Below are 23594 nucleotides of genomic sequence, written 5' to 3' on the forward strand. Positions count from 1 at the left end.
GTGGCTCATTTAGCTAACCGCAAGAGATAGGGGTTAAATGAGGGTCCGATGACCTACATCGTGAACGACAGCTGCATTGCCTGCAAATACACCGACTGCGTCGAAGTCTGCCCGGTGGATTGTTTCTATGAAGGCGAGAACATGCTGGTGATCCACCCCGACGAATGCATCGACTGCGGTGTCTGCGAGCCGGAGTGCCCGGCGGATGCGATCCGCCCGGACACCGAGCCCGACACGGAGAAATGGGTCGAGTTCAATCGCAAGTACTCCGAACTCTGGCCGGTCATCATCACCAAGAAGGACCCGTTGCCGGGCGCCGAAGAACGTGATGGTGAGACCGGGAAGCTCGAAAAATACTTCTCGGAGGCGCCTGGCGAGGGGGGATAACCCCCGATTCGACTCTGATCGGGCCGGGCTTTGGCTGTTAACCGGCCTGTTTTACGGTGTTTTTTCGAATCTGACGCAGGGTCCGCTTTTTTGGCACCCGTTTTTGTGTTATATTGCCATCATAAAGTAGTAACGGGACCGCACATTGCCGCGCGTGGTAGAGGACGCCGGCACGGAAAATTCGGATCAGTCACACTCGGACGCGCGGCCGAAACGGCGACGCTTGGTGTGGTTTTGACTGTCGAATCCCCCAAGGTGCGCGCCCAGGTGTAAGGAACACTGAATGACCAAATCGAAGAAACTTGATTTCCGTCCCAATGAGTTTGTCGTCTACCCCGCCCATGGTGTGGGCCAGATCCTGTCGATCGAGGAGCAGGAAGTCGCAGGCATCTCGCTCGAGCTCTTCGTGATCTCCTTCGAGAAGGACAAGATGACCCTGCGGGTGCCGACGCACAAGGCGACGGAGATCGGGATGCGCGCGTTGAGCTCTCCGGATGTGATCGGGCATGCGATGAAGACGCTCAAGGGCAAGGCGAAGGTCAAGCGGGCCATGTGGTCGCGCCGCGCGCAGGAGTATGAGCAGAAGATCAACTCGGGCGATCTGATCGCGATTGCGGAGGTCGTGCGCGACCTGCACCGGACGGACGATCAGCGCGAGCAGAGCTATTCGGAGCGGCAGCTCTATGAAGCGGCCCTCGAACGGCTGACCCGCGAAGTGGCTGCTGTTGGCGGAGGCGACGAGCTGGCCGCGGCAAAACAGGTGGGCGACGTACTGGAAAGCCGCGTCGCGGCCTGACCAACAGCCGATTTTCACAGAGATGGCCGCGCCTGTGAGGGCGCGGTTTTTTCACGCCAGCAGAACTACGAAGGCACCCAGGGTGCAGACCTCGCTGATCTGCTGCGCTGCGCCCAGAACATCGCCGGTCTGACCGCCGATCTTGCGCCGGGCGAGCATCCCGACCACAGCGGTGCCGGCCAGCATCGCGAGCAGGCCACCGATGGCGGCGCCCCCCACGCACAGACCACCGATCAGCAGGGCAATCCCGAGGCCAAGGACCGCTGTGGGCGCATCCGGCCGACCGACGCTTTTGGATAGCCCATCGTCTCTTGAATGCGGCAGGGCTGCCATAACGCAGGCCATCCCGGCGCGTGAAAGCGCAGCCACCGCGATCACCTGCAACAGCCCAAGCGGCAACAGCGCGGCATAGGCGCTCCACCGCAGACCGGTGATCAGGATCAGCGCGAGAACACCGAAGCTGCCGATGTGGCTGTCGCGCATGATGTCCAGCCGCCGCGCATGATCGACCCCGCCCCAGAACCCGTCAGCCGTGTCGCCGAGGCCGTCCTCGTGCATCGCGCCGGTCAGCAGCATCAGCGCTGCGAGCAGCACGCCGGCTGCGAAGACGGCCGGCAGACCGAGCGCGAGGCTCAGGCCCGCTGCACAGGCGGCGAGCGCGCCCAAAACCGCGCCGACGATAGGGTAGGTCCAACAGGCGTTTGGCGCACGCGCGAAGGCTGCTTCGGGCAGCTGCGGCAGAGGAATCCGGCTCAACAGCGTGGCGGCCACGAGCAGGTCGGTGAACCAGGACGGGAAACTGTCGGTTTTCATCGCGCGGTCGGTCGTTCCTGACTTGTAGGTGCCCGTCCATTGGGTAATCAGGTGCGGGCAAGGTTACAACCGGGGGCACCGATGACAGCAGCTTTTTCCGATATGGCCGGGTTTCGGGCAGCCCTTGCCGCGCAGCCGGAGGCGGATGACGTGGCCCTCGCGGCAGCCCGTGCACGGAACGGTCAGCTGACCAAGCCGCCGGGCGCGCTGGGGCGGCTTGAGGAGCTCGCGATCTGGTATGCCGGCTGGCGCGGCACCGAGCGGCCCGCTGTCACGCACCCGCAGATCATCGTCTTTGCCGGCAATCACGGTGTCGCAGCCCAGGGTGTCTCGGCGTTTCCGGCGGAGGTGACCGCGCAGATGGTTCTGAACTTCCAGCACGGCGGTGCAGCGATCAACCAGCTGGCGAAGACCTTCGGCGCGACGCTCGATGTGCATGCGCTGTCCCTTGACCATCCGACGGCGGATTTCACCACGGCACCCGCGATGACCGAGGCAGAGCTTGTCGCGGCGCTCTCCACCGGCTGGGCGGCCGTCGATCCGGAGGCGGATGTGCTGGTGGTGGGTGAGATGGGGATCGGCAACACGACCTCCGCCGCGGCTCTGGCGGCAGCCCTGGTGGGCGGTGACGCAGCGGAGTGGACCGGGCGCGGCACCGGCGTCGACGATGCGGGCCTTGAGATCAAGACGCGGGTGGTGCGCGACGGCGTCGCCCTGCATGCGCAAAAGGGCGATGGGCTTGAGATGCTGCGCCGCCTCGGCGGGCGCGAGCTGGCAGCCATGGCAGGAGCGATTGCGCGGGCGCGCAGCCTGCGCTTGCCCGTACTGCTCGATGGGTTCATCTGCACCGCGGCGGCACTCACGCTGGAGAAGACGCAGGCGGGCGCGCTCGATCACTGCGCAGCCAGCCACGTCAGCGCCGAGCACGCCCACGCCCCGATGCTCGCGGCGCTTGGCAAGACCCCCCTCATGTCACTCGACCTGCGGCTTGGCGAAGGGTCGGGGGCAGCTCTGGCCATCGGCGTGCTGAAAGGGGCAGTGGCCTGCCTGAGCGGCATGGCCACTTTTGCGGAGGCGGGCGTCTCCGACGCCTGATCAGGCGCGCTTTTCTTCCGACTCCCGGCTGAGAATGGCCGTTTCCAGCTCTTTCTGCAGCTCTTTGGCGCGAGCGAGGTAGGCCGGGTTCTGGCTTGCGGGGACTTCCGGGTCCCAGAGCTGCGCCAGCTCTTGCACCGAGTAGCGGTCGTGGTGGTAGAAGATCCGCTCGGCCTCCGCGGCCTCGAACTCGCTCAGCCCGATGTTTTCGAGCACGTAGCGCCCGGCGCGCAGCGAACTGTCGAACATCTCGCGCACGATATCATCAGCCCCGGCCTGATAGAGGCGGTAGACATGCGTGCGGTCGCGCGCCCGCGCCACGATGTGCAGATCGGGGCGCAGCTTGCGGGCATAGGTGACGAGTTTGATCGCGGCCTCCGGATCGTCCAGCGCAACCACCAGCACGCGCGCGTTTTGCAGCCCGGCGGCGCGCAAGATGTCGGGCCGCGTCGGATCGCCCAGGAAGCCCTTGAAGCCAAACCGCCGCATCACCGCGATGGTTTCCATGTCATGGTCCAGCACGACGGTATCGAAACCGCTCGCCTGAACCAGCCGGTTCACGATCTGCCCGAAGCGGCCAATGCCCGCGATGATCACCGGCCCTTCGATGTCGATCTCGTCATCTGGGTGCTGTTCCTTGGTCTCGGGCGCGCGTTTGGAGAGGTAGTCATAGATGATGAACAGCAGTGGCGTGATCAGCATCGAGATGGAGATGACCAGCAGCAGGGTTTCGGCGACGCCGCGCGGGATGACGCCTTGGACCACCGAGAAGGAGACCAGCACAAAGCCGAATTCCCCGGCCTGCGCCAAGGCGAGTGTAAAGAGCCAGTGATCCTTGCCTTTCAGCTTGAACGCGCGCCCCAGGCCATAGAGGATCACCCCTTTCAGCACGATCACCAGCAGGGCCATGCCGATGATGTTCAGCACATTGTCGAAGAGCAGGGTGAAGTTGATGCCTGCGCCGACGGTGATGAAGAAGAGGCCCAGCAGCAGCCCCTTGAACGGCTCGAGGTCGGTTTCCAGCTCGTGGCGGAACTCGGAGCTGGCAAGCACCACACCCGCAAGGAAGGCACCAAGCGCAGGCGAGAGGCCCACAAGGGTCATCAGGAATGAAATGCCGACGACAATGAGCAGGGCGAGCGCGGTATACATCTCGCGCAACCGCGCGGAGTGGATGTAGCGAAAGACCGGGCGCGTGAGGAAGACGCCGGCAAGGATCACCGCGGCGATGGCCGCAATCGTGACCAGCGTGACGCCCCAGCCGGGCAAGCCTTCGACCAGCGAGAGGCTGTGATGTGCCTTGTCGTGGGTGTCTGCGCCGGCGCGCTGGATCGAGCCGTCTCCTGCGATCTGGGCCGGAACGGTCGCGACCAGCAGCGGCAGGAAGGCGAGGATCGGGATCACCGCGATGTCCTGGGTCAGCAGCACCGAGAAGACCGAGCGCCCTCCGCTCGTCTGCATCAGCCCTTTCTCCGAGAGGGTTTGCAGCACAATCGCCGTCGAGCTGAGCGACAGCGCAAGTCCGATGGCAAGGGCCACGCCCCAGGGCTGATTGTAGGCCATGGCGATGGCCATCAGCGCCAATGCGCTCAGAACGATCTGAAGCCCGCCAAGGCCAACGAGCCTGTGCCGCATGTCCCAGAGAGCCCGCGGTTCCAGCTCCAGCCCGATCAGGAACAGCATCATCACGACGCCGAACTCGGCAAAGTGCTGCAGGTCCTCGGTTTCCGAGCCAACCAGCCCGAGCAGCGGGCCAATGATGATGCCCGCCGCGAGATAGCCCAAAACCGAGCCGAGCCCCAGCCGCGAGGCAAAGGGCACGGCGATCACCGCGGCCGCGAGATAGATCGAGGCCTGAAACAGGAAGCTATCCATGGCGATCGGGTCTCCTAGGCGAGGTCATGTGGGCAGTGGCCCGTCGGATTTCAGCTGATCCATGACGATCTGGCTCTGGACGCGGGCCACCGCCGGGTGCGGAAGCAGTATCTCGTGGATCAGAACGTTGAGTGCGGGTAGATCGGCGCAGTACACCCTCAACAGATAGTCCGCATCGCCGGTCATTGTCCATGCGCTGGTGATCTCGGGCCGTGTGTTCACCAGCCGCGCGAAGCTCTTGGAATGCTCCGGCCCGTGCGTGCTGAGGTGAACCTGCACGAACCCCTGAACCTGCAGCCCCAGGCGGACAGGGTCGAGCCGTGCTACATAGGACCGAATATAGCCCGCGCTCTCCAACCGCTGCCGGCGGCGCCCGGCCTGGCTGGGCGAGAGATTGAGAAGCTCGCCCAACTGTTGCGCGGTCAGATGCGCATCGCGTTGCAGGGCTTGCAGCAGGCGGGTGTCGGTCTCGTCCAGCACGATGCGTCCTTTTTGATCTGAATGTGCATATCTTGCGGTGTTCGCGCATCAGACGCCATGATGGAGACCCCATTTGCGCGGAATTAACGCGCATCATGCCATAATTTAGGCAAAAGCACCCCGACAGACGCGACTCACTCAGCATATTGGAGGCCAAAATGGGTCCTTTCCCGCATGACGCACCGAAGTCGACCATCACGCCAGAGAACCCGGCCGGGACGGACGGGTTCGAATTTGTGGAGTTTGCCCACCCCGAGCCAGAGGAGCTGCGCGTGCTTTTCGCGCGTATGGGCTATGCCCATGTGGCCAATCACAAGACCAAGATGATCGAGCTGTGGCAGCAGGGCGACATCACCTACATCCTGAATGCAGAGCCCGACAGTTTCGGGGCGCGGTTCGTCGAGGCACATGGCCCCTGTGCCCCCGCGATGGGGTGGCGTGTGGTCGATGCGCGGCACGCCTTCGATCAGGCGGTGGCCAAGGGGGCAGAGCCCTACGAAGGCGCGGACAAGGTGCTGGATGTGCCTGCGATCATCGGCATCGGCGGGTCGCTGCTCTACTTCGTGGATCAGTACTACGACACCAGCCCCTACAACGAGGAATACGACTGGATCGCGCAGTCCAAGCCTGACGGTGTGGGGTTCTATTACCTCGATCACCTGACGCACAACGTGCACAAGGGGAATATGGACACCTGGTTCAAGTTCTACGGGGATCTCTTCAATTTCCGCGAGGTCCGGTTCTTCGACATCGAGGGGAAGTACACCGGGCTGTTGAGCCGGGCGCTGACCTCGCCATGCGGGCGGATCCGGATCCCGATCAACGAGGACCGGGGCGAGACGGGCCAGATCGTGTCGTATCTGAAGAAATACAAGGGAGAGGGCATCCAGCACATCGCAGTCGGCGCGCGCAATATCTACGACAGCACCGACGAGATCGCCGCGCGCGGGCTGACCTTCATGCCTGGACCGCCCGATACCTACTACGCACTCAGCCACGAACGGGTCGTGGGCCATGACGAGCCCACTGACCGCATGAAGACACACGGCATCCTCATTGACGGCGAAGGCGTCGTCGATGGCGGTGAGACCAAGATCCTGCTTCAGATCTTCTCCAAGACGGTGATCGGTCCGATCTTCTTCGAGTTCATCCAGCGCAAGGGCGATGACGGTTTCGGGGAGGGCAACTTCAAGGCGCTGTTCGAGAGCATCGAGCAGGAGCAGATCAACAGCGGAGAACTAAAGGCGGGGTAGGGGCGGCCTGAAAGCCCGCCCAACCTGCCGGTACGACGGTGGCCGCCGAGAGATCTACCCTCTTGGCATCTTCAGAACGATGTTGCGGCCGCGCTTCTCGTAGCGCAGCTCGCCCTCGCCAATGGCCGAGACGCGGCCACCGTCGATCCGGTCGCCGACCTGCACCTTCTTGTAGCGCCCGTTTGAGAGGCGCACCAAGGCCCGCCGGGACGAGGGCGTGCCGTAGACGCCGATCAGGTTGACCTTGCGCAGGTTGATCGCGTTGCGCAGCGTGGCCTCGCGGGCCACGGACGCGCTGGAGGGGATCTGCGGGGCCACAGCCGCGCGGGGCGCGGGGGCCGCGATGCTTGCGGTGCCGACCGCTGCGGCCGAGGCTGCGGTTTGCTGCGCGCGCGCCACGATCTGGCTGAAGTTGCTGGGCCGTGCATCCGGGCGCAGCGAGGCGGCAAGCGCCAGGCGGCTGTTGCTGGCCTCGATGGTCTCCGGCTCTGCGTCATCCAGCGGCACGAGGCTGGCTCCGGCGGCGGGCGCGCCGCTTGCGGGGGGCACCGGGCGGACGGGCGGGCGCAACTCGGCCAGCTCGTCACGGGTCAGCCCGTCCAGAACCGCGCGCTCGGTGTTCTCGACCAGATCGGCCGGGCGCGCGCGCGGGCGGAAGGCGGCCAGCTCCGTTTGAACCGGGCTCAATTCAACCCTCTCGCCACTGCTGCGGCTCGGGAAGGCGGCAGGGCGCGCGGGGGGCGCGCCCGCAAAGATGCGGATGCCATCCGGGTTCACCGTGCCGTCGGCACTGGCCACCACGAGGCCGCGGCTGTCCAGAGCGAAGGTCGTACCGGCGGCGGCGGGCGAGACCGGCGCATCAAAGAGGGTATCCCGGTCGAAGGTGGCCACATCTGGCAGCGCAACCGCGTCGAAGGCGGGCTCGATCGGGTCGATACTGGTGACATAGAGATCCTCGATATCGACGAGGGGCGGCGGTGACGGCACGGTCGGCGCCAGCGGCCAGATGCCGGTGACCGCGTAGTTGGCGCGCAGCTCGTCCAGATTGGGCGCAGGTGCTGCCGCCTCGTCCGCCGCCAGCGGTGTGCGCAGTGCGTCCAGAACCGCCGCATCCTCATCGCTCAACCCCGGCTGCAGCGATGCCAGCTCCGGTTGTCGCTGTGCTGGTGTGCTGGCGGTTGGATCAATCGGCGGCGCCACTTCGATGGCCGTGGGTTCTGGCACATCTGGGGCGGACCCTCCGGTCCACCCAGCGACCGTGTCCCGCAGGCTTCCCGCAGACCATGTGCCGATCGCGACAAGTGCAAGCACCAGGACCCCCGTCAGGGCCAGCGGCACCCGCCAGGCTGTGGCCGGGTGCGGGCGTTCCGCGTTGCGCGCGCCGAAAACGGTCATGCGTTCGGCTTCGCTGCTGACTTTGGTGGTCACCGGCGGCGCTGCGGGCACGGGCGGGCGGGCGGCGCGCGGCTTGGCCGGTGCACGCGGTTTGGGAACGAAAGGCTCCGCCGGTTCGGCAAAGCCGCCGACGGTCGCTGCTTGCTCGGCGCCCGTGTCATAGACAGGGGGTGCTGAGGTGCGGCGGCTCGCGAACGAAGGCTTGACGATATCGACATCGCGCGGCGGCAGCGAGGGGTCGGTCACGCCCGCCGGCGTCGCCTCCTCCGAGCGCAAACTGGCGAGCGCATCGCTCAGGACATCCTCGGCCTCGACGGTGCCGCGGGCGGATCTGAACGCCGGGAGTTCGGGTTCCACTGGGTCCGGCGAGGCGGTCTCCGGGACATCGACCACCGGGATGTCCGTGGTCACATCGGCCACCGGCTCGGCGGCCTCTTCGATGTCGTCGAGGATGACGATGGCGGCCGCATCCGGGTCGACCGTCTGCCCGGGCTCCAGCACGGCGCGGGCTGCCTGGGCCGGCCCGAAATACGGCTCGGCCGCAAACGGGTTGTCGTCTGGGCAGGCGACGAAGCTCACCGGGTGAAAGCGGTGCGTGGTTGCGAAGTGTTCCGCCTCCCGCAAGGTTTCTAGCGCGACCGCGGCGACCTGCGTGGTCTCGCCGACCTGCACCACGTCATAGGCGAGATCGTCGACCGGGTAGGGGGTCGCTTTGCTCAGCGCCTGACGTGCGGCATCGCGGGCTTCAGACAGATCCAGCCCCGGCGTCTCCACTGTCAGGTAGCGGATCTGCTCGTTCGGGATGACCACCTTGCAGCGCAGGCCATCGGGTGCAAGTGCCGTTCCCGTCCGGCGCAGGGCGGCCAGCTCCGTCGTCAGATCCTGCGCCTGTGGCGAAACCTCGCCGACGATACGCCAGCCGCCGGTGACGCGATGCAAAAGGCGAATACTCTCGGCAGACAGAGACAGCGCGAAGTTTGGTTTCATGTCGTGCGTTTACCAGTCATGAGGGACCTTGCACAGATCGTTGCTAAGCGCGAGAAGCATACAGCAGGTCTTTGCCGAGGAAAAGTGAACGGGCCGTTAACCGTGTGCTGCAACCTGGACCCGCTGTATCAGATGCCAATGCAATCAGGAGGATAACGATGAGATATGTTTTGACGGCGCTGCTGATGGTGATCTTCACCAGCGGGGTCGCCCTGGCGGAGGACGAGCGCGTCATCACGGTGACCGGCATCGGGTCCGTGGAGACGGTGCCCGATATGGCGACGCTGCGCCTCGGCGTGACGCATGAGGCCAAGCGGGCGACGGATGCCATAGCGGCCACGACAGAGGGTGTCGCCGCGGTTCTCAGCCGTCTCGAAGAGGCGGGCATCGAGGCGCGCGACATGCAGACCGATCAGCTGTCGCTGCAGCCGGTCTGGTCGGACTACGACGCCAATACGCGCCGTATCACCGGCTTCGTGGCCAGCAATATTCTGATCGTGCGCGTGCGCGATCTCGACGGTCTGGGCCAGGTGCTCGATCTGGTGATCAGTGATGGCGCGAATTCCTTCAACGGGCTTTCCTTCGGTCTGCAAGAGCCGAAACCCGCGCAGGATGCCGCCCGCACGGCCGCGGTGGCCGATGCGGTCGATCGCGCCGAGCAGCTTGCCGCTGCCGCCGGTGTGACACTTGGGCCGATCCAGAGCATCAGCGAACAGGGGGGTGTCGCCCGGCCGCAGATGATGGAAATGGCGCTGTCCCGTGCGGCGGCGGATGTGCCGATCGCGCAGGGCGAAGTCTCGACCTCCGCTCAGGTGAACATCGTCTTTGCCATTGCCGAGTAACACCGGCGCGCTGACGTAAAAGGGCGCCCGTGCGGCGCCCTTCCTTGTTTGGGACGTTCCGGGGCGCTCAGCTGGTCGCTTTCGAGAGCGCCTGGTCAAGATCGGCGATGAGATCCTGCGCATTCTCGATCCCGATGGAGATCCGCACAACCCCCGGCCCGGCCCCGGCCGCTTCCTGCTGCTCGGCTGTCAGCTGGCGATGGGTGGTCGAGGCGGAGTGGATCACGAGGCTGCGCGTATCGCCGAGGTTGGCCACATGGCTGAAGATCTCCAGCGCGTTGACGAACTTCACGCAGGCCTCGTAGCCGCCCTTGATCGCGAAGGTGAAAAGCCCGCCCGCCCCACGCGGGCAGATTGTCTTCACCCGGTCGAAATAGGGAGAGGACTTCAGCCCGGCGTAGGTCACATACTCCACCCGCGGGTCCTTCTCGAGCCAGCCTGCGACCGTCTCCGCGTTCTCCACGTGCTTCTGCATCCGCAGGCTCAGCGTCTCCGTGCCCATCAGCGTGTAATGGGCGGCCTGCGGGTTCATGGTCAGCCCCAGATCGCGCAGGCCGATGGCGATGGAGTGGAAGGTGAAGGCCAGTGGTCCGAAGGTCTCGTGGAACTTCAGCCCGTGATAGGCAGGCTCGGGCTGGCTGAGCGAGGGGAACTTGTCGTTCGCCGACCAATCGAACTTGCCCGAATCCACCACACAGCCGCCTGTGACGGTGCCGTTGCCCGTCAGATACTTGGTGGTCGAATGCACGACCAGAGTCGCACCATGTTCGATGGGGCGGCAGAGGTAGGGGGTTGCCGAGGTGTTGTCGACGATCAGCGGGAGGCCCGCCGCATCCGAGATCTTCGCAATCGCATCGAGGTCGGTGATATAGCCGCCCGGGTTCGCAATCGACTCGCAGAAAACGGCGCGCGTGTCCTCGTCGATCGCCGCTTTTACCGCATCCAGATCGTCGAAGTCGACAAAGGTGCAGGACCAGCCGAAGCGCTTGATCGTATGGCTGAACTGCGTGACCGTCCCGCCATAGAGCCGGGTGGAGGCGACGATGTTCTTGCCGGGCCCCATCAGCGGGAAGAGCGCCATGATCTGCGCGGCGTGCCCTGACGAGCAGCAGGCCGCACCCACACCGCCCTCGAGCGTCGCAATCCGCTCCTGCAGGACGGCGACGGTCGGGTTGGTCAGGCGCGAATAGATGAAGCCCACTTCCTGCAGATTGAAGAGGGCGGCGGCATGATCTGCATCCCGAAAGACGTAGGCTGTGGTCTGGTAGATCGGCGTCTGTCGCGCGCCCGTGGCCGGGTCGGGCCGGGCCCCTGCATGAATCTGCAGCGTGTCGAAGCCGTAATCGGGGCCATCTGTCATGGGTGTTCCTCCTGGTGGACCTGTTTTGCCGGTATCGTTAGGCCAAGCCCGTCAGGCATACAAGGGCAGGGGTCACCGCATCCAGAAGCCATTCGACTTGATGCGGTTGCGGATGACCTGCTCGCGCCGGGGCAGGTGATCCCGGTCAAAGAGCGCGCGCACCTTTGCGCCGCGGCCCTGGTAGACCATGCGCTTGATCGGCTCGTGGGCTTTGAGCACCTTCTTCAGCCGATTGGGGGCGGCGACCTCCTCCAACACCTCGATCACATGGTCGCTTTCCCGTGCGTAGAGCAGGGGAAAGTGCCGGTAATGACAGCTCACCGACCCATCCAGCAGGCCCGGCGGCAGGCTGTCGCGCCCCCCGCCCAGAGCATGGATCACCAGCGGCAGAGCGATCTGGTCGAGCCACGGGTAAAGCTCCTGGGCACAGAGCTCGGGCGGTGGGGTGTCGCGGATGGCCAGAGCATAGTCTTCGAAGCGCGCGCCGAACTGGCGCGGACAGCGATAGAAGAAGTAGCCGGCGTTGAAGTAGAGATAGCGCTTCCAATACTCATCCGGCTGGCTCGGATCGAGCGAGCTGTCGAAGTCGAGCCCGAACTTGTCGTAGAGCGATTTCCATAAGGTCCCGTAGCCGGGTCCGTAAAGTGCAGGCTGCGGCCAAGTCCCCTCGCGGCGCAGCGACGCCGACGGCCGCTCGAAGTCGAAAGGGACGGACACGAGATCGCCGGTGATCAGCGTATCGGTGTCGAAAAAGACGAAGGGCGCGCCTTCTGGCAGGGCCTTCAGCATCTCGATCTTGTTGCCTTGCGGATAAGCCGCCCCGAAGTGGCGGCTTTCGAAAGGGACAATCTCGGCGCCGAGCGCCTGCAACGCCTCCCGCGCCGCGTGATCCGAGATGCGGGGGTCCTTGGGCCAGAGCTTGCCCGGCTGCGGCTCGGCGATCAGCAGGCGGCCCGAAAACCCTGGGCTCATCCGGCGCAGAGACGCGGCAAAGAGCAGCGCCTCATAGGTCAGCCGCCCGCCTTGCGCGACCACCACAACGTTGAAGCTGTCCGGGTGCGTCTCCGCCTCGTCGGCCATATGCGCCTGTCTGTCCAAGGTTTTCTACAACTATAGGGGTAAGTGCCCGACGGCAAAAGTGTTTTGGAGGCCTGCGTGCGGCGGCGCCTGCGCTCGGAGCGACTGATCGGCATCTGCCCGCGCATGGGTGGGCGCGGTTGGGACGCATCAGTATTGGCGGATGTGAGGGGGTGGGCGATCGTAGAGAAACCACTTCTACTTTACAGTAAGTTATATTCTCTTGTTTGCCTTCGCGCTACCGTCTGGAAAGCTTGGTCAAAGGTCAGACCTTCATCCAAAACCTGTTGGACAGCCGGTTTGCCCGACACGCGTCCCGTCCACCAAGTTAGGCGCGCCAAGCCGCGACATCTTTTGAAGGACCCAACCCAATGCCCATCTTGTCTTTCCATAACTTTGGGTTGCAGTGGTCGCTTGACGACAGCGCCAAGCTCCGATGACGAGCATCCGACAGATGGCTTTGCAGAACCGACGAAATGAAGACGGCGTTGCAATCCTAGGTCTCGGATACGCATCGAGAGACGAGACGTGTCGCAAGAGCGCCCGCGACAGCAGATTAGGCGTCAACAGATGGCGAAACCTTTGACCCGGTCCGGTTACTATTTTTGCAAATTTTGACAAGAGCCGCCCCGCAAACCTCATGAACATGATCAAGCCCTTTCCGATATCTGGTAAGTCCGATCTTGTGCCGTCGTGGGACTTGTATCACGCCGCGAAAAGATAGACATGAGACAGCAGTGGTTTCATTTTGATATTGGAACATCTGACTATGAAAACGTTAGAGGCAGAAGTTGCGGAAAACCGCGTGCGTCGCGAAGCCAATCGGAAAGCGGCCGAGCAGAGTGCGAGTCGCGGCAAGTCACACATGCGGCGGTGGGCAAAATGGGCGATCGAACCGCTCAATGCTGCCATGCATGCTCTTCGGTTGGCGCGGCTGAAGGCTGAACGTCGGAAGCGTATTGCAGAATATCTGGAACGGGACGGCTTCAAGGGGCTTCAGGTCGGCTGCGGTCCGCATATCAATTCAGGTTGGCACAACAGCGACATTTTCATGCCCCGTCCGTTCTTCCGGGGTTTCACAAAGCAGGAAAGTGAACTCGACCTGCATGTCGACATTACGGAGCCGCTTCCTTATCCGGACGACTCCCTTGATGCGATCTACGCTGAAGAAGTATTGGAGCACGTCCCCAATCCAGCCGGCCGGGCATTCCTTTCGGAAGCGAAGCGCGTGCTGCGGCCCGGCGGCGTGCTGAGGCTGACCACGCCGGATGCCTTGGGTATCTGCAAAGTCTTTGCTGGCGGCGTGCCCGATGTCGATGTCGAGCACTGGGAGCCTTTCTGGCTAAATCCGTACTGGAGCCGGGAGTATTGGCTGAACGGGCAGTTCTATCTCTACGGACACCAACACCTCTGGACCTTCGAAGAGTTGTCTGACGCTCTTGGTCAATCCGGTTTCAAAAAAGTCGAACGCGTGGAGCCCATGCAGACCAATTCCGAAATGCCACAGCTTGCCAACCTGGAGCGCCACGCGGTCTCCAATCCGGAAATCCTGCGCATCGACGCGCATGTTCGTCAGATTGTCGAAGCGACCGCCTAGCCGTTGTCTTGAGAAGTCCGACGGGTGGGTAGCCCGGTACCATTTGCGATATATTGATCAAGGAATTGCCGGCAAGCTTGTCTGATCCGCTGCCAAGCTTTGACCGCAATCCTCGTTTGCTGGATTTGAGCAAAAAGTCTCAATCGCGGCCAAGCAGTTGATCGTTCCCCGGTTCGATTTTCGAAAATCTGGTGGACAGCGGTCGGCCACAAAACTGTCCAGGATCTTCAGCCGATGGTTAACAATTCAACCAAGAACCAATTCCACCAAGACGCGACAGCTGAGGCGCAAATTGTTGATTTGGGTCGCTGTGAGACGCCTTGAGATAAACTGAAAGTGAAATTCTGGAATGATGGTGGGCGACCCTGGAATCGAACCAGGCGTGCGTCTCCGCGAGGGAGTTACAGTCCCCTGCCACACCTTGCGGCCTGTCGCCCACGCCGCAGGGGCGGTTGCACCTGCGGTGAAGGCGTGATTACAAGCGGTGCTGAGAGGCGTCAAGGCGAAATCACACCCTTTTTTGACGCCGCAAAGCGGGGTGCAGGCGCGATGAAAAAACCCAAGTGGGTCGTGCAGAAGGAGCAGGAGAAGAAGGCGCAGGGCCGCGATACGGTCTGGCTCTTCGGGCTTCATGCGGTGCGCGATGCGCTGCTCAACCCGGCGCGGCAAAAGCTGCGTCTGATGGTGACGCTCAACGCGCAGAGCAAGCTGTCCGAGGCCATCGCCGAGAGCGGCATGAGCGCGGAGGTGGTCGATGCGCGCAAGTTCTCCGCACCGCTGGATCCCGGATCGGTGCATCAGGGCGCGGCGCTGGAAGTGAAACCGCTCGACTGGGGGCCGCTCGAGCAGGTCTGCATCGGGCCTGCAGCACCGCGGGTGGTGTTGCTCGACCGGGTGACGGACCCGCACAACGTTGGCGCGATCCTGCGCTCGGCCGAGGTGCTGGGTGCTTCGGCGGTGATCGGCACGCGGCATCACGCGGCCCCCGAGACCGGAGCGCTCGCCAAGACCGCGAGCGGTGCGCTGGAGCGCCAGCCCTATCTGCGGGTCCGCAATCTGGCAGATGCCATCACGGCGCTTCAACGCATGGGCTATCTGGTTCTGGGCCTCGACGGCGACGCGGAACAGACCATCGAAGCGGCTCTGGACGGCAAGCGGGACCGTGCCGTGGCCCTCGTACTCGGAGCCGAGGGGCCGGGCCTGCGCGCCAAGACCAAGGAGACGGTGGATGCACTGGTGCGGATCGACGCGGGAGGCGGCTTCGGGTCGCTCAACGTCTCGAATGCGGCGGCAATCGCCTTATATGCAAGTAAACCCCCGACCTGACGCGCGGCGGGTAACCGGGGAAGGGCATGCCTCACTCAACGAAGATCGCGACCTGTTGCTACTGTGGGACACGGGCGGCGCTGGTTCTGGGACGGAACCGGCACGAATTGGCGTGCTCGAGTTGCGGCGCCCCGCTTCATGAACTCAAGCGCCTGCCGCAGGAGCATCCTGGCAAGACCGAGTTGGTGCGCCCCTCGGCCGTGCGCAAGAGCGCGCCGCCCGATGCTTATCGCAGCTACAAGTCGCCCAAGAAGCGTCGAAAGCACCACAAGCGGCGCAAGGGGCTGATGCGCCATTTGATCGAAGAGGCGTTCGATGTGATCGAAGACATCCTCGACTAGCCGTTCGGCAGGTTTTGGCCGCAAATGTTAAGACTTCGTTCACAGATTTGCGAGACAGTCTGGTTAAGCACGCTTGCGTGCTTACTTAAGTGTCATGTCAGACGGCTCGGAACGCCTTCTGATTTCATGACTGTCCCTCGTTCCGTACCTCTTCGCGCCCTTTGCTTTCTGCATTGGGCGCTTTTTTTCGCCGAGAGGGTCCGCTAGGACGGTCTGGTGAGCTACTCCGATGATCTGATCCGTTCGATTCTGAGCCGGACGCGCCGTATCGCGGTGGTGGGCGTGTCGATGAACCCGGTGCGCCCGAGCTATTATGTGGCGCGCTATCTCGATCTGAAGGGCTATGAGGTGGTGCCGGTGAACCCCGGTCACGCGGGCGAGATGCTTTTCGGGCGCAAGGTTGTTGCCTCGCTCTCGGAGATCGAGGGAGAGGTCGACATGGTCGACATCTTCAGGCGCTCGGATGCGGTGCCGCCGATCGTGGACGAGGCGCTGGAGCGGTTTGCGGGTTTGCAGACGCTCTGGATGCAGATCGGGGTGACCCATGCTGCGGCGGCGGCCAAGGCCGAGGCACGGGGTGTGACGGTGGTGCAGGACCGCTGTCCGAAGATCGAGTACCAGCGGCTTTACGGAGAGTTGCGGATGGGTGGCTTCGCGACGGGTGTGATTTCGAGCAAGTTGTGAGAGCGTCGGGCGGCTCTGTTTGGCCATGCGGCCAAAGGCGCCCGCCCGCCGACCCTAGCGGCTGCGCGCTGCCTTTTCGGCGAGACCGGATTGGCTCTGGCGGCGGCCGAGTTCGATCAGAACGTCCTTAAGGTGAACGTCGCTTGCGGCCAGCATGACCAGCAGGTGGTAGAGCACATCGGCGGCTTCGGCTGTCAGCCGCGCCTTGTCGCCCTTGGTGGCCTCGATGATCGCTTCAATCGCCTCCTCCCCGAATTTTTCGGCACATTTCTCTGGACCCGCGGCGAGGAGTTGGGCGGTCCAGCTGGTGTCGGGGTTGGCCGTCTTGCGTGCTTCGATGGTGCGGAAGAGATCGTCCAGTGTCATGTGAGCCTCATCGGAATGCCGGCTGCCGCCATATGGGCCTTGGCTTCGGCGATGGTGTAGTCTCCGAAATGGAAGATCGAGGCAGCGAGCACGGCGGAGGCGCCCCCTTCGGTCACCCCTTCCACGAGGTGATCGAGCGTGCCGACCCCGCCCGAGGCGATCACCGGCACCGGGACGGCCTCCGAGATCGCGCGCGTGAGCGGCAGGTTGAAGCCCGCGCGTGTGCCGTCGCGATCCATCGAGGTCAGCAAGATTTCTCCGGCGCCTTTTTGGGTCACGGTTTCGGCGAATTCGACCGCGTCGATGCCTGTGGGTTTGCGCCCGCCATGGGTGAAAATCTCCCATTTACCGGGGCTCACGGTCTTGGCGTCGATGGCCACGACGATGCATTGGCTGCCGAACTGATCTGCGGCGTCCGCCACAACATCGGGGTTGGCGACGGCAGCCGAGTTGAAGGAGACCTTGTCGGCGCCCGCCAGCAGCAGAGCGCGGACATCGGCGGCGGTGCGGACCCCGCCGCCCACGGTCAGCGGGATGTAGCAATGCTCGGCCGTGCGCGTGACCACGTCGAACATGGTGGCGCGATTCTCATGTGTGGCCGTGATGTCGAGAAAGCAAAGCTCGTCCGCACCGGCGGCGTCATAGGCAATGGCGGCATCCACCGGGTCGCCTGCATCGCGCAGATCGACGAAGTTGACGCCCTTGACCACGCGGCCTTCGGCAACATCGAGGCAAGGGATGATCCGGGTCTTCAGCACGTTCAGGCGGCTCCGGCCAGATGGTCCGCCCCGGCGACGCGCGCCAGCGCGTTGCGCGCGATGAGGATGTGGAACGGCAGGATCGCTGTCAGATAGGCCCGCCCGCCGATGTTGTGCGGGTGCACCCAGGTGGCCAGCGAAACCTGCCCGTCGGCGCGGTAGACACTAACTCGGAAATCGAGGTGCTTGTCATTGAAGCCTGCGATCACTTCGGTGTCGCTGGTGTGTTCGACCGGGAAGGGGCCAAGTTTGTTGCTCTCACCCGGGGCATCGTTCCTCAGGCCGAAGGGGGCGACAAGTACTCCACGCAGCGCGACAAGCGCCTTGGCCCACTGAGGAAACGCCACGATGATCTGGGCCGCGTCTGGCGCGGGCAGGGTGCTCTGGACCCGGTAGCAGTCGAGAAAGTCACCGGGCCTCATGTACCCGTGCAGCCGGCTCTGGGCGGGCAGATCTGTCTTGATCACGGTTGCGGGCATGGCTCAGTCTTTCAGGGCGGCGAGCGCCTCAGCGAGGTCGATCGCCCCATCATAGAGCGCGCGGCCCGAGATTGCGCCATTCAAATCTGCGCCACAATCGCGCAGGGCAATGAGGTCGGCGAGCGATGAGACGCCGCCCGAGGCGATCACGGGGATCGAAACGGCGCGCGCCAGTGCGGCGGTCGCCTCGATATTGGGCCCGCCCATGGCACCGTCGCGCAGGATATCGGTGTAGATGATCGCGGCGACGCCTGCGTCTTCGAAGGATTTCGCGAGGTCAGTCACCTGCACGTCGGTCTCTTCGGCCCAGCCCTTGGTGGCCACGAACCCGTTGCGCGCGTCGATGCCCACCGCCACATGGCCGGGAAAGACCCGTGCGGCCTCGCGCACCAGATCGGGGTTTTCGACGGCGACCGTGCCGAGGATCACGCGGCTCAGCCCCTTGTCCAGCCAGGTCTCGATGGTGGTCATGTCGCGGATACCGCCGCCAAGTTGGACGGGGACGGGACACTCCCGCAGGATCGTCTCGACCGGGGTGGCGTTGACCGGCGCACCGGCAAACGCACCGTTCAGATCGACCAGATGCAGCCATTGGCATCCCGCCTCGACGAAGCTGCGCGCCTGCGCGGCCGGGTCGTCGTTGAAGACGGTCGAGCGGTCCATGTCGCCGTGCACGAGGCGTACGGCCTGTCCGTCCTTCAGATCGATGGCGGGGTAGAGGATCATGACCGCGCTGCCTTTTCTGAGATGCGCCCCGGGGGCTCGGCCCGTCTCTTGCACGGTTTGCCGAGGATTTGCAACGCGACGCAGGGTCATGCTTGCGTGGGGCGGTGGCACGGGCCAAGCCTGCTCTGCAGACAGGGAGGACAGGATGAAAACACTGATGACGACCGTGGCGCTTGTGGGGGCCGCAAGCCTCGTGCAGGCCGACCCGATCGAGGGCGTCTGGCAAACCGAACCCGACGAGGGCGCCTATGCGCTTGTCACCATGGCCCCGTGCGGCGCGAACTTCTGCGGTACCATCGATCGCACCTTCAATGCGGATGGCGAATACGCGTCTCCGAACATCGGCAAGACGCTGGTGATGGACATGGCACCGGACGGCGCGGGCAAGTACCGCGGCAAGGTGTGGCGCCCGTCGAATGACAAGATTTACCTCGGCAAGATCGACCTGAGCGGAGATCGCATGCGGCTGTCGGGCTGCGTGGCAGGCGGGTTGATCTGCTCCAAACAGATCTGGTCGCGCGTCAAGTAGGGCGACGGCGTGCGGCATGCGTGCCGTCTGGCGCGGGTTCGACGCAACCCTTCCTTAACCGGTGTAAGGTAATGTCCGCGAACGTCCTTGTGTGTCCGGCCGGGCGCGCGGGGCTGTTTCGGGGTGTTTCTTATTGGGCCACAACATGCCGCATCGTCGCAAACCAGCTTCAGAGGTGACGCCCGAGTATGAGGACTCGGGGCTCTTCAAGAACAAGGTCGGCCAGCTTCACGTCGAGCTGGTTCCACAGAGCATGTACAACGCGCGCAAGGATCTGGTCGTGCGCGCCTTCGTCAACCGCACCATCGAGATCGAGGTGGCCTTTGCCGGGCGGCGTGTGAAAGAGGTCGGCCCGCTCGAGGCGCGGCTGCGTGCGGTGCGGACAAAGGCACTCAAGGAGGCAGCCGAGAAAGGCCTGCCGCCGCCCGACATCGATCACATGCGTTTGCCGGTGCTCGTAGAAGGCGCCTGGCGGCCGCGCTTCAAGCGCGATCAGACCGGGTGGGAGACGCGCAGCTACTATCTCTTCGCAGCGCGGTGGTCCTTTCTGGATGAGGCGGGGCAGACGGTGTCCTTCGGGGTCCGGCCCATGGTCGTCGCACGGCAGGCGCAGGACTGACGCGCGGCTGGCCTCCGGCACGGACCAACCGCCCCATTGGTTTCAGGGTGACCAAAGCAGGAAATTGCCAATCATCCGTAGCCCCGTGGCCTGGCTTTTCTCGGGGTGGAACTGCAGCCCGATCATCGTGCCGGTGCCGATGACCGCGGTCACCTCGCCGCCGTAGTCCACATGCGCGAGGCGCTGGGCACGGTCCCGGACCTCCATGTGGTAGCTGTGCACGAAATAGGCGTGATCGCCTGTCGCAACACCGTCGAACACCGGGTGCGCGCTACCCAGAACGAGATCGTTCCAGCCCATGTGCGGCACCTTCAGGGTCGGGTCCGCGGGCTCGATCTTGCGCACTTCGCCTGCCACCCAGTCGAGCCCGCGCGTATCGGCATACTCGCGCCCCCAGGTCGCCATCAGCTGCATGCCGACGCAGATGCCCATGAAGGGGCGGCCCTTGGCCTCGACGGCCTCGACCATGGCGTCGTAGAGACCGGAATGGCCCTTGAGCTCGGCCATGCAGGCCGGGAACGCGCCGTCGCCGGGCAGCACGATGCGGTCGGCGCGGGCCACGACATCCGCATCTCCGGTCACCACGATCTCGCCGCCGCCGGTTTCCGCCGCCATGCGCTCGAAGGCTTTCTGCGCCGAGTGCAGATTGCCGCTTTCATAGTCGATAATGGCCGTCAGCACGTCAGAGCGCACCCTTGGTTGAGGGGATCGCATCGGATTTGCGCGGGTCGAGCTCGACCGCGTCGCGCAGCGCACGTGCGACCGATTTGAACGCCGCCTCGGCGATGTGGTGGCTGTTCAGCCCGTGCAACATGTCCACATGCAGCGTGATGCCGCCATGGGTGCTGAGCGCCTGGAAGAACTCACGTACCAGCTCCGAATCGAAGGTCCCGATCTTCGGCGTCGGCAGGGGGACGTTCCAGATAAGATATGGCCGCGCGGAGAGGTCGAGGGCACAGCGCACCAAGGCATCATCCATGGGCAGCAGGCAGGATCCGTAACGCCGGATGCCGCGCTTGTCGCCGAGGGCCGTGGTCAGCGCCTGGCCGATGGCAATGCCCGTGTCCTCTACCGTGTGGTGGTCGTCGATGTGCAGATCGCCCTTGGCGCGGACCGTGAGGTCGATCAGCGCGTGGCGCGCCAGCTGGTCCAGCATGTGGTCGAAGAACCCGACCCCTGTCTGGTTGTCATAGGCGCCGGTCCCGTCCAGATCGAGCGTGACGGTGATGTCGGTTTCCGCGGTGGCGCGGGTGATGGTGTGGCTGCGCATGGGCTCTCCGGGCCAAGAAAGATGCGCGCCCTTATACCAGCCCTTACCGGCAGGCCAAGATGCGACATTCGGGATTGCAGCGCCCGTGCCGGATATGCCAGCTTGGGGCAGGGCGCATTGCCCGATAGGAGCACCCATGGCCACATGTGTCTTTATCCAGATCCGCTGCACGCCGGGGACGACGTACAGCGTGGCCGAAGAGATCGCCCTGCGGGAGATCCACTCGGAGCTCTACTCGACGAGCGGCGACTATGATCTGCTGATGAAGCTCTACATTCCGAAGGACGCGGATGTGGGCAAGTTCATCAATGAAAACCTCCTTGATATCAAAGGGATTGAGCGATCGCTGACGACGATGACGTTCAAGGTCTTTTGAGTATCGCGCGGCTTCTCTGCGCGCTAGCTTTTGTGGTCGGCGCCGGTGCGGCGCAGGCCGGGCAGAAAACCTATACGGGTGAGGAGGCCGCCGCGCTGCGCTGCGCCAACACGCTGGCCTTTACAGCTGTCGCCCTGGAATCCTCGGGTGGTATTTCGAGCCTCGAAAAGGACGTGATGCTGGACATCACGGTCCGTATTCTGGCCGAGCATGTGAGCGGGACATGGCGCCAGAAAAAGGAAGCCCTGCGGGTAGTGCGTGACCGTCGTGACGTCCTCGAAACGCTGGACGATTTTCAACGCTTTGCCAATCAGTGCCTGCTGCAATTCCCGATCAACTGAGCGGCCAGTCCCGAGGGCCGATCATCGCACACTGCGGAGGGTCCGTTTCTGTTGGAGCGGGCCCTGCTTCAGGCGATTTGCTGCAGGAACCCGGCCCCGAACCGGTCTTCCAGGAATCGCTGCTGCGGGCGCGCCAGCGCGGTGAGTGCTCCCAGCACGGCCTCGGGCAGATCCAGCGGCGCCGTTGCGTGCACCTTCTGGCCCGCCGCAACGGGGGTCTGTGCAGGTAGCGCGCAATGCGCCTCGACTTGCCGCAGCGCGTCGCCGGGATCGCTGCGGATCAAGCCGAACGGCAGGTAGAGCAGCCGTTCTGGGCCGAAATGCGCATCCCAGCGCGGCACGTTGTTGAGATAGTCGCCGCGGCTTCGCAGCGCCGGCATCTCCAGGATCTGTGCCCAATCGGCCTCGGTCAGCTTCGCGTCTTTGCGCCGCTGCGCGATCATCCGCACTTGCGATTTCAGCCGATCCAGAGGGTCGCGTATGATATAGACGATCTGTGTTTGGGGCAGAAACCGGGCAAAGAAGGCGACGCCCGCTGCCGGAATGCAGCAATACTCGGGTGTCACGTCGAGACAGTTCTGCTGCGCTTCCGCCCGCGAGAAAACATATTCGTACCAGATGGCGTTGAGCGGCGGTCCCTGTTCCAACCGGTCGATATAGGCAAGGTAGGCCGGGCAGGGTGGGATAACCTGCTCCAAATGACGCGCCCGCGCTGCCTTCAGGCCCCGGCGCACATGCCAGGGGGTCCAGCGGCGGCATTCCGGTACGAACCTGTGGTCGAAGAAGTGCAGCTCCTTGAAGGGGGGCACCCAGACATCGGGCCGCGCGCCAAGCACCTCATGCAGCCAGGAGGTGCCCGCTTTCTGCGCACCGATACAGACAATGTCGGGCTTGCGGGCCGCGGTCACTGCACGTCCCATTCGACGTCGTCGAGGAGGGCCACGTTCTCCATGCCGCGCAGCGTCTCCATGTCGGAGGCAAACCGTTCCTTGGAATGTGCCACCTGTTCGGCGCTCCAGGGGCTTGCAATGACCTTGCGCAGGATCGGCACATGTGTCCCGTATTCGGCGAAGACCTGCGACATCAGCGCCGTCCACTCCGGCACGCTGCCCGGCGGCGTGCGCCGCAGCGCTTCACGACAGGGCGCGTGCCCCTCTTCGGCCAGGCAGGCCAGCGGGAACTGCAAGAGGCGATGGAACTTGTGCGCATCGGGATGGCCGGTGACCAGCGCGGCAACGGCGGCCCAATTCTGTGGCAGCGTGTCAGCGTCAAGCACGACGACCAGCGCTTCGGGCCAGACCTCCTGCAGGCGCTGCACGAAGTGCACCCAGGAAAAATCCGTGCCCTCCGGATAGGTCTCGGTCAGGTGGCGCATATGCGGGTTGCGGATCAGCTCGCGTTCGAAGAACTGCGTCATATGCTGCAGGCAGAGGAAGACGGTCACCTGATGGCCAAGGGTCAGCTGCCGCAGCGGCGCGATCTTCGTCTCGAGCGCGCGGTAAAGGATGCCTGTGCGCAGCGCATTCTCCCGGCTGCCGAGGAAAGCGTCGTAGTTGTAGATCAGGCAGCGCGTGGTTTCCTGGGTCCGCACCGCATCGATGTAGGCCTGCTGGATCCGCGGCTGCGCCAAGGTTTCGATCGGCAGGGCCAGCGTCTTTGCCATGACATTGCGATGTAGCTTGACCTGCGGCAATTCGGTCCGCACCTCGGCCAGCATCCCGGGATTGCCGGACAGAAGCCGCTGCAAGGGCACCGACATGGGCGAATGCGGCCCGAGGATCAGTCTGTGATCGTACGCTGTCTCCATCTGCTGGTCGGCTCC

At 64.1% G+C, this 23594-nt stretch carries 27 protein-coding genes and 1 tRNA gene; 13 read left to right on the top strand and 15 right to left on the bottom strand.

What is annotated here, in order from left to right; translation table 11 throughout:
- The first annotated feature begins 48 nt into the window (after positions 1 to 48).
- Positions 49 to 387, top strand: a complete 339-nt coding sequence (gene fdxA, locus MUB52_RS14540) for a ferredoxin FdxA (RefSeq protein WP_263844961.1) — start codon at positions 49 to 51, stop codon at positions 385 to 387.
- Positions 388 to 670: 283 nt separating this feature from the next.
- Positions 671 to 1183 carry a CarD family transcriptional regulator gene (locus MUB52_RS14545; RefSeq protein ID WP_263844962.1) on the top strand — a complete coding sequence of 171 codons (513 nt, stop codon included), beginning with the start codon at positions 671 to 673 and terminating at the stop codon, positions 1181 to 1183.
- Between the two features lie 51 nt (positions 1184 to 1234).
- Here the strand turns inward: MUB52_RS14545 and MUB52_RS14550 are convergent, their stop codons facing one another.
- Positions 1235 to 1996 carry an adenosylcobinamide-GDP ribazoletransferase gene (locus MUB52_RS14550; protein WP_263844963.1) on the bottom strand — a complete coding sequence of 254 codons (762 nt, stop codon included), beginning with the start codon at positions 1994 to 1996 and terminating at the stop codon, positions 1235 to 1237.
- Positions 1997 to 2077: 81 nt separating this feature from the next.
- Here MUB52_RS14550 and cobT point away from each other — a divergent pair, with 81 nt between their 5' ends.
- Positions 2078 to 3091, top strand: coding sequence for a nicotinate-nucleotide--dimethylbenzimidazole phosphoribosyltransferase (gene cobT, locus MUB52_RS14555; RefSeq protein WP_263844964.1), 1014 nt, complete (start codon positions 2078 to 2080; stop codon positions 3089 to 3091).
- Here cobT and MUB52_RS14560 read toward each other — a convergent pair whose 3' ends face one another.
- Both MUB52_RS14560 and MUB52_RS14565 read right to left on the bottom strand, forming a co-directional pair.
- The gene (locus tag MUB52_RS14560) at positions 3092 to 4966 is read right to left on the bottom strand and encodes a monovalent cation:proton antiporter-2 (CPA2) family protein (protein ID WP_263844965.1); all 1875 of its coding nucleotides are present in this window, start codon (positions 4964 to 4966) and stop codon (positions 3092 to 3094) included. It abuts the gene before it with no gap.
- A gap of 24 nt (positions 4967 to 4990) precedes the next feature.
- Positions 4991 to 5446, bottom strand: coding sequence for an Lrp/AsnC family transcriptional regulator (locus MUB52_RS14565; protein WP_263844966.1), 456 nt, complete (start codon positions 5444 to 5446; stop codon positions 4991 to 4993).
- Positions 5447 to 5604: 158 nt separating this feature from the next.
- On the opposite strand from MUB52_RS14565, the gene hppD reads away from it, so the two are divergent.
- On the top strand, positions 5605 to 6699 hold the full coding sequence (gene hppD / locus MUB52_RS14570; RefSeq protein ID WP_263844967.1) for a 4-hydroxyphenylpyruvate dioxygenase: 1095 nt from the start codon (positions 5605 to 5607) through the stop codon (positions 6697 to 6699).
- Positions 6700 to 6753: 54 nt separating this feature from the next.
- Here hppD and MUB52_RS14575 read toward each other — a convergent pair whose 3' ends face one another.
- The gene (locus tag MUB52_RS14575) at positions 6754 to 9081 is read right to left on the bottom strand and encodes a hypothetical protein (protein ID WP_263844968.1); all 2328 of its coding nucleotides are present in this window, start codon (positions 9079 to 9081) and stop codon (positions 6754 to 6756) included.
- Between the two features lie 158 nt (positions 9082 to 9239).
- Between MUB52_RS14575 and MUB52_RS14580 the strand changes: the two genes are divergently transcribed.
- Positions 9240 to 9923, top strand: coding sequence for an SIMPL domain-containing protein (locus tag MUB52_RS14580; RefSeq protein ID WP_263844969.1), 684 nt, complete (start codon positions 9240 to 9242; stop codon positions 9921 to 9923).
- 67 nt (positions 9924 to 9990) lie between these two features.
- Here the strand turns inward: MUB52_RS14580 and MUB52_RS14585 are convergent, their stop codons facing one another.
- Together MUB52_RS14585 and MUB52_RS14590 are read right to left on the bottom strand one after the other, a co-directional pair.
- Positions 9991 to 11283 (bottom strand): O-acetylhomoserine aminocarboxypropyltransferase/cysteine synthase family protein, encoded by a 1293-nt coding sequence (locus MUB52_RS14585; RefSeq protein ID WP_263844970.1) that lies wholly within the window; start codon positions 11281 to 11283, stop codon positions 9991 to 9993.
- 72 nt (positions 11284 to 11355) lie between these two features.
- Complete coding sequence (locus MUB52_RS14590; RefSeq protein WP_263844971.1) at positions 11356 to 12363, bottom strand: hypothetical protein; 1008 nt, start codon at positions 12361 to 12363, stop codon at positions 11356 to 11358.
- A 766-nt stretch (positions 12364 to 13129) separates the two neighbouring features.
- On the opposite strand from MUB52_RS14590, the gene MUB52_RS14595 reads away from it, so the two are divergent.
- On the top strand, positions 13130 to 13957 hold the full coding sequence (locus tag MUB52_RS14595; protein WP_263844972.1) for a class I SAM-dependent methyltransferase: 828 nt from the start codon (positions 13130 to 13132) through the stop codon (positions 13955 to 13957).
- A gap of 353 nt (positions 13958 to 14310) precedes the next feature.
- On the opposite strand, the gene MUB52_RS14600 is transcribed toward MUB52_RS14595, so the two are convergent.
- Positions 14311 to 14394: transfer RNA gene (locus MUB52_RS14600), tRNA-Tyr, on the bottom strand.
- Between the two features lie 112 nt (positions 14395 to 14506).
- Here MUB52_RS14600 and rlmB point away from each other — a divergent pair.
- The 3 genes from rlmB (at position 14507) to MUB52_RS14615 (ending at position 16308) form a co-directional block, all read left to right on the top strand.
- Positions 14507 to 15283 (top strand): 23S rRNA (guanosine(2251)-2'-O)-methyltransferase RlmB, encoded by a 777-nt coding sequence (rlmB, locus tag MUB52_RS14605; protein ID WP_263844973.1) that lies wholly within the window; start codon positions 14507 to 14509, stop codon positions 15281 to 15283.
- 26 nt (positions 15284 to 15309) lie between these two features.
- Positions 15310 to 15624 carry a hypothetical protein gene (locus MUB52_RS14610; RefSeq protein ID WP_263844974.1) on the top strand — a complete coding sequence of 105 codons (315 nt, stop codon included), beginning with the start codon at positions 15310 to 15312 and terminating at the stop codon, positions 15622 to 15624.
- 213 nt (positions 15625 to 15837) lie between these two features.
- Complete coding sequence (locus tag MUB52_RS14615; RefSeq protein ID WP_263845014.1) at positions 15838 to 16308, top strand: CoA-binding protein; 471 nt, start codon at positions 15838 to 15840, stop codon at positions 16306 to 16308.
- 54 nt (positions 16309 to 16362) lie between these two features.
- Here the strand turns inward: MUB52_RS14615 and MUB52_RS14620 are convergent, their stop codons facing one another.
- Genes MUB52_RS14620 through hisA form a run of 4 tightly spaced genes read right to left on the bottom strand, consistent with a single transcriptional unit; the run spans position 16363 to position 18637 of the window.
- Positions 16363 to 16674, bottom strand: coding sequence for a phosphoribosyl-ATP diphosphatase (locus MUB52_RS14620; protein ID WP_263844975.1), 312 nt, complete (start codon positions 16672 to 16674; stop codon positions 16363 to 16365).
- Positions 16671 to 17432, bottom strand: a complete 762-nt coding sequence (hisF, locus tag MUB52_RS14625) for an imidazole glycerol phosphate synthase subunit HisF (protein WP_263844976.1) — start codon at positions 17430 to 17432, stop codon at positions 16671 to 16673. The genes MUB52_RS14620 and hisF overlap by 4 nt, the downstream gene beginning before the upstream one ends.
- A 2-nt stretch (positions 17433 to 17434) precedes the next feature.
- On the bottom strand, positions 17435 to 17911 hold the full coding sequence (locus MUB52_RS14630) for a DUF2867 domain-containing protein (RefSeq protein ID WP_263844977.1): 477 nt from the start codon (positions 17909 to 17911) through the stop codon (positions 17435 to 17437).
- A 3-nt stretch (positions 17912 to 17914) separates the two neighbouring features.
- Entirely contained in the window at positions 17915 to 18637 is a 723-nt protein-coding gene (gene hisA / locus MUB52_RS14635; protein WP_263844978.1) for a 1-(5-phosphoribosyl)-5-[(5-phosphoribosylamino)methylideneamino]imidazole-4-carboxamide isomerase, read from the bottom strand.
- A 145-nt stretch (positions 18638 to 18782) separates the two neighbouring features.
- On the opposite strand from hisA, the gene MUB52_RS14640 reads away from it, so the two are divergent.
- Together MUB52_RS14640 and MUB52_RS14645 are read left to right on the top strand one after the other, a co-directional pair.
- Entirely contained in the window at positions 18783 to 19166 is a 384-nt protein-coding gene (locus tag MUB52_RS14640; RefSeq protein ID WP_263844979.1) for a DUF2147 domain-containing protein, read from the top strand.
- A gap of 145 nt (positions 19167 to 19311) precedes the next feature.
- Entirely contained in the window at positions 19312 to 19785 is a 474-nt protein-coding gene (locus MUB52_RS14645; RefSeq protein WP_263844980.1) for a hypothetical protein, read from the top strand.
- 42 nt (positions 19786 to 19827) lie between these two features.
- Here the strand turns inward: MUB52_RS14645 and hisH are convergent, their stop codons facing one another.
- Positions 19828 to 20466, bottom strand: coding sequence for an imidazole glycerol phosphate synthase subunit HisH (gene hisH / locus MUB52_RS14650; RefSeq protein WP_263844981.1), 639 nt, complete (start codon positions 20464 to 20466; stop codon positions 19828 to 19830).
- 1 nt (position 20467) lies between these two features.
- Entirely contained in the window at positions 20468 to 21055 is a 588-nt protein-coding gene (hisB, locus tag MUB52_RS14655) for an imidazoleglycerol-phosphate dehydratase HisB (protein WP_263844982.1), read from the bottom strand.
- A 136-nt stretch (positions 21056 to 21191) separates the two neighbouring features.
- Between hisB and MUB52_RS14660 the strand changes: the two genes are divergently transcribed.
- Positions 21192 to 21431 carry an Lrp/AsnC ligand binding domain-containing protein gene (locus MUB52_RS14660; RefSeq protein WP_263844983.1) on the top strand — a complete coding sequence of 80 codons (240 nt, stop codon included), beginning with the start codon at positions 21192 to 21194 and terminating at the stop codon, positions 21429 to 21431.
- Complete coding sequence (locus MUB52_RS14665; protein WP_263844984.1) at positions 21428 to 21772, top strand: hypothetical protein; 345 nt, start codon at positions 21428 to 21430, stop codon at positions 21770 to 21772. The genes MUB52_RS14660 and MUB52_RS14665 overlap by 4 nt, the downstream gene beginning before the upstream one ends.
- Positions 21773 to 21840: 68 nt before the next feature.
- On the opposite strand, the gene MUB52_RS14670 is transcribed toward MUB52_RS14665, so the two are convergent.
- Positions 21841 to 22692, bottom strand: coding sequence for a sulfotransferase family protein (locus MUB52_RS14670; RefSeq protein ID WP_263844985.1), 852 nt, complete (start codon positions 22690 to 22692; stop codon positions 21841 to 21843).
- The gene (locus MUB52_RS14675; RefSeq protein ID WP_263844986.1) at positions 22677 to 23579 is read right to left on the bottom strand and encodes a hypothetical protein; all 903 of its coding nucleotides are present in this window, start codon (positions 23577 to 23579) and stop codon (positions 22677 to 22679) included. The genes MUB52_RS14670 and MUB52_RS14675 overlap by 16 nt, the downstream gene beginning before the upstream one ends.
- Positions 23580 to 23594: the final 15 nt, after the last annotated feature.

The sequence above is a fragment of the Roseobacter sinensis genome (genome assembly GCF_025755255.1).
In the GTDB taxonomy this organism is placed as follows: Bacteria; Pseudomonadota; Alphaproteobacteria; order Rhodobacterales; family Rhodobacteraceae; genus Roseobacter; species Roseobacter sinensis.

Bases quoted from the DNA above. Each gene is read 5' to 3' on its own strand.
- MUB52_RS14590 (WP_263844971.1), bottom strand. From the start codon at position 12,363: ATGGCCGACGAGGCGGAGACGCACCCGGACAGCTTCAACGTTGTGGTG.
- rlmB (WP_263844973.1), top strand. From the start codon at position 14,507: ATGAAAAAACCCAAGTGGGTCGTGCAGAAGGAGCAGGAGAAGAAGGCG.
- MUB52_RS14610 (WP_263844974.1), top strand. From the start codon at position 15,310: ATGCCTCACTCAACGAAGATCGCGACCTGTTGCTACTGTGGGACACGG.
- MUB52_RS14595 (WP_263844972.1), top strand. From the start codon at position 13,130: ATGAAAACGTTAGAGGCAGAAGTTGCGGAAAACCGCGTGCGTCGCGAA.
- cobT (WP_263844964.1), top strand. From the start codon at position 2,078: ATGACAGCAGCTTTTTCCGATATGGCCGGGTTTCGGGCAGCCCTTGCC.
- MUB52_RS14670 (WP_263844985.1), bottom strand. From the start codon at position 22,692: ATGGGACGTGCAGTGACCGCGGCCCGCAAGCCCGACATTGTCTGTATC.
- MUB52_RS14580 (WP_263844969.1), top strand. From the start codon at position 9,240: ATGAGATATGTTTTGACGGCGCTGCTGATGGTGATCTTCACCAGCGGG.
- hppD (WP_263844967.1), top strand. From the start codon at position 5,605: ATGGGTCCTTTCCCGCATGACGCACCGAAGTCGACCATCACGCCAGAG.
- MUB52_RS14620 (WP_263844975.1), bottom strand. From the start codon at position 16,674: ATGACACTGGACGATCTCTTCCGCACCATCGAAGCACGCAAGACGGCC.
- hisB (WP_263844982.1), bottom strand. From the start codon at position 21,055: ATGCGCAGCCACACCATCACCCGCGCCACCGCGGAAACCGACATCACC.
- MUB52_RS14675 (WP_263844986.1), bottom strand. From the start codon at position 23,579: ATGGAGACAGCGTACGATCACAGACTGATCCTCGGGCCGCATTCGCCC.
- MUB52_RS14660 (WP_263844983.1), top strand. From the start codon at position 21,192: ATGGCCACATGTGTCTTTATCCAGATCCGCTGCACGCCGGGGACGACG.
- hisA (WP_263844978.1), bottom strand. From the start codon at position 18,637: ATGATCCTCTACCCCGCCATCGATCTGAAGGACGGACAGGCCGTACGC.
- MUB52_RS14645 (WP_263844980.1), top strand. From the start codon at position 19,312: ATGCCGCATCGTCGCAAACCAGCTTCAGAGGTGACGCCCGAGTATGAG.
- MUB52_RS14575 (WP_263844968.1), bottom strand. From the start codon at position 9,081: ATGAAACCAAACTTCGCGCTGTCTCTGTCTGCCGAGAGTATTCGCCTT.
- fdxA (WP_263844961.1), top strand. From the start codon at position 49: ATGACCTACATCGTGAACGACAGCTGCATTGCCTGCAAATACACCGAC.
- MUB52_RS14560 (WP_263844965.1), bottom strand. From the start codon at position 4,966: ATGGATAGCTTCCTGTTTCAGGCCTCGATCTATCTCGCGGCCGCGGTG.
- MUB52_RS14585 (WP_263844970.1), bottom strand. From the start codon at position 11,283: ATGACAGATGGCCCCGATTACGGCTTCGACACGCTGCAGATTCATGCA.
- MUB52_RS14630 (WP_263844977.1), bottom strand. From the start codon at position 17,911: ATGCCCGCAACCGTGATCAAGACAGATCTGCCCGCCCAGAGCCGGCTG.
- MUB52_RS14640 (WP_263844979.1), top strand. From the start codon at position 18,783: ATGAAAACACTGATGACGACCGTGGCGCTTGTGGGGGCCGCAAGCCTC.
- MUB52_RS14545 (WP_263844962.1), top strand. From the start codon at position 671: ATGACCAAATCGAAGAAACTTGATTTCCGTCCCAATGAGTTTGTCGTC.
- MUB52_RS14550 (WP_263844963.1), bottom strand. From the start codon at position 1,996: ATGAAAACCGACAGTTTCCCGTCCTGGTTCACCGACCTGCTCGTGGCC.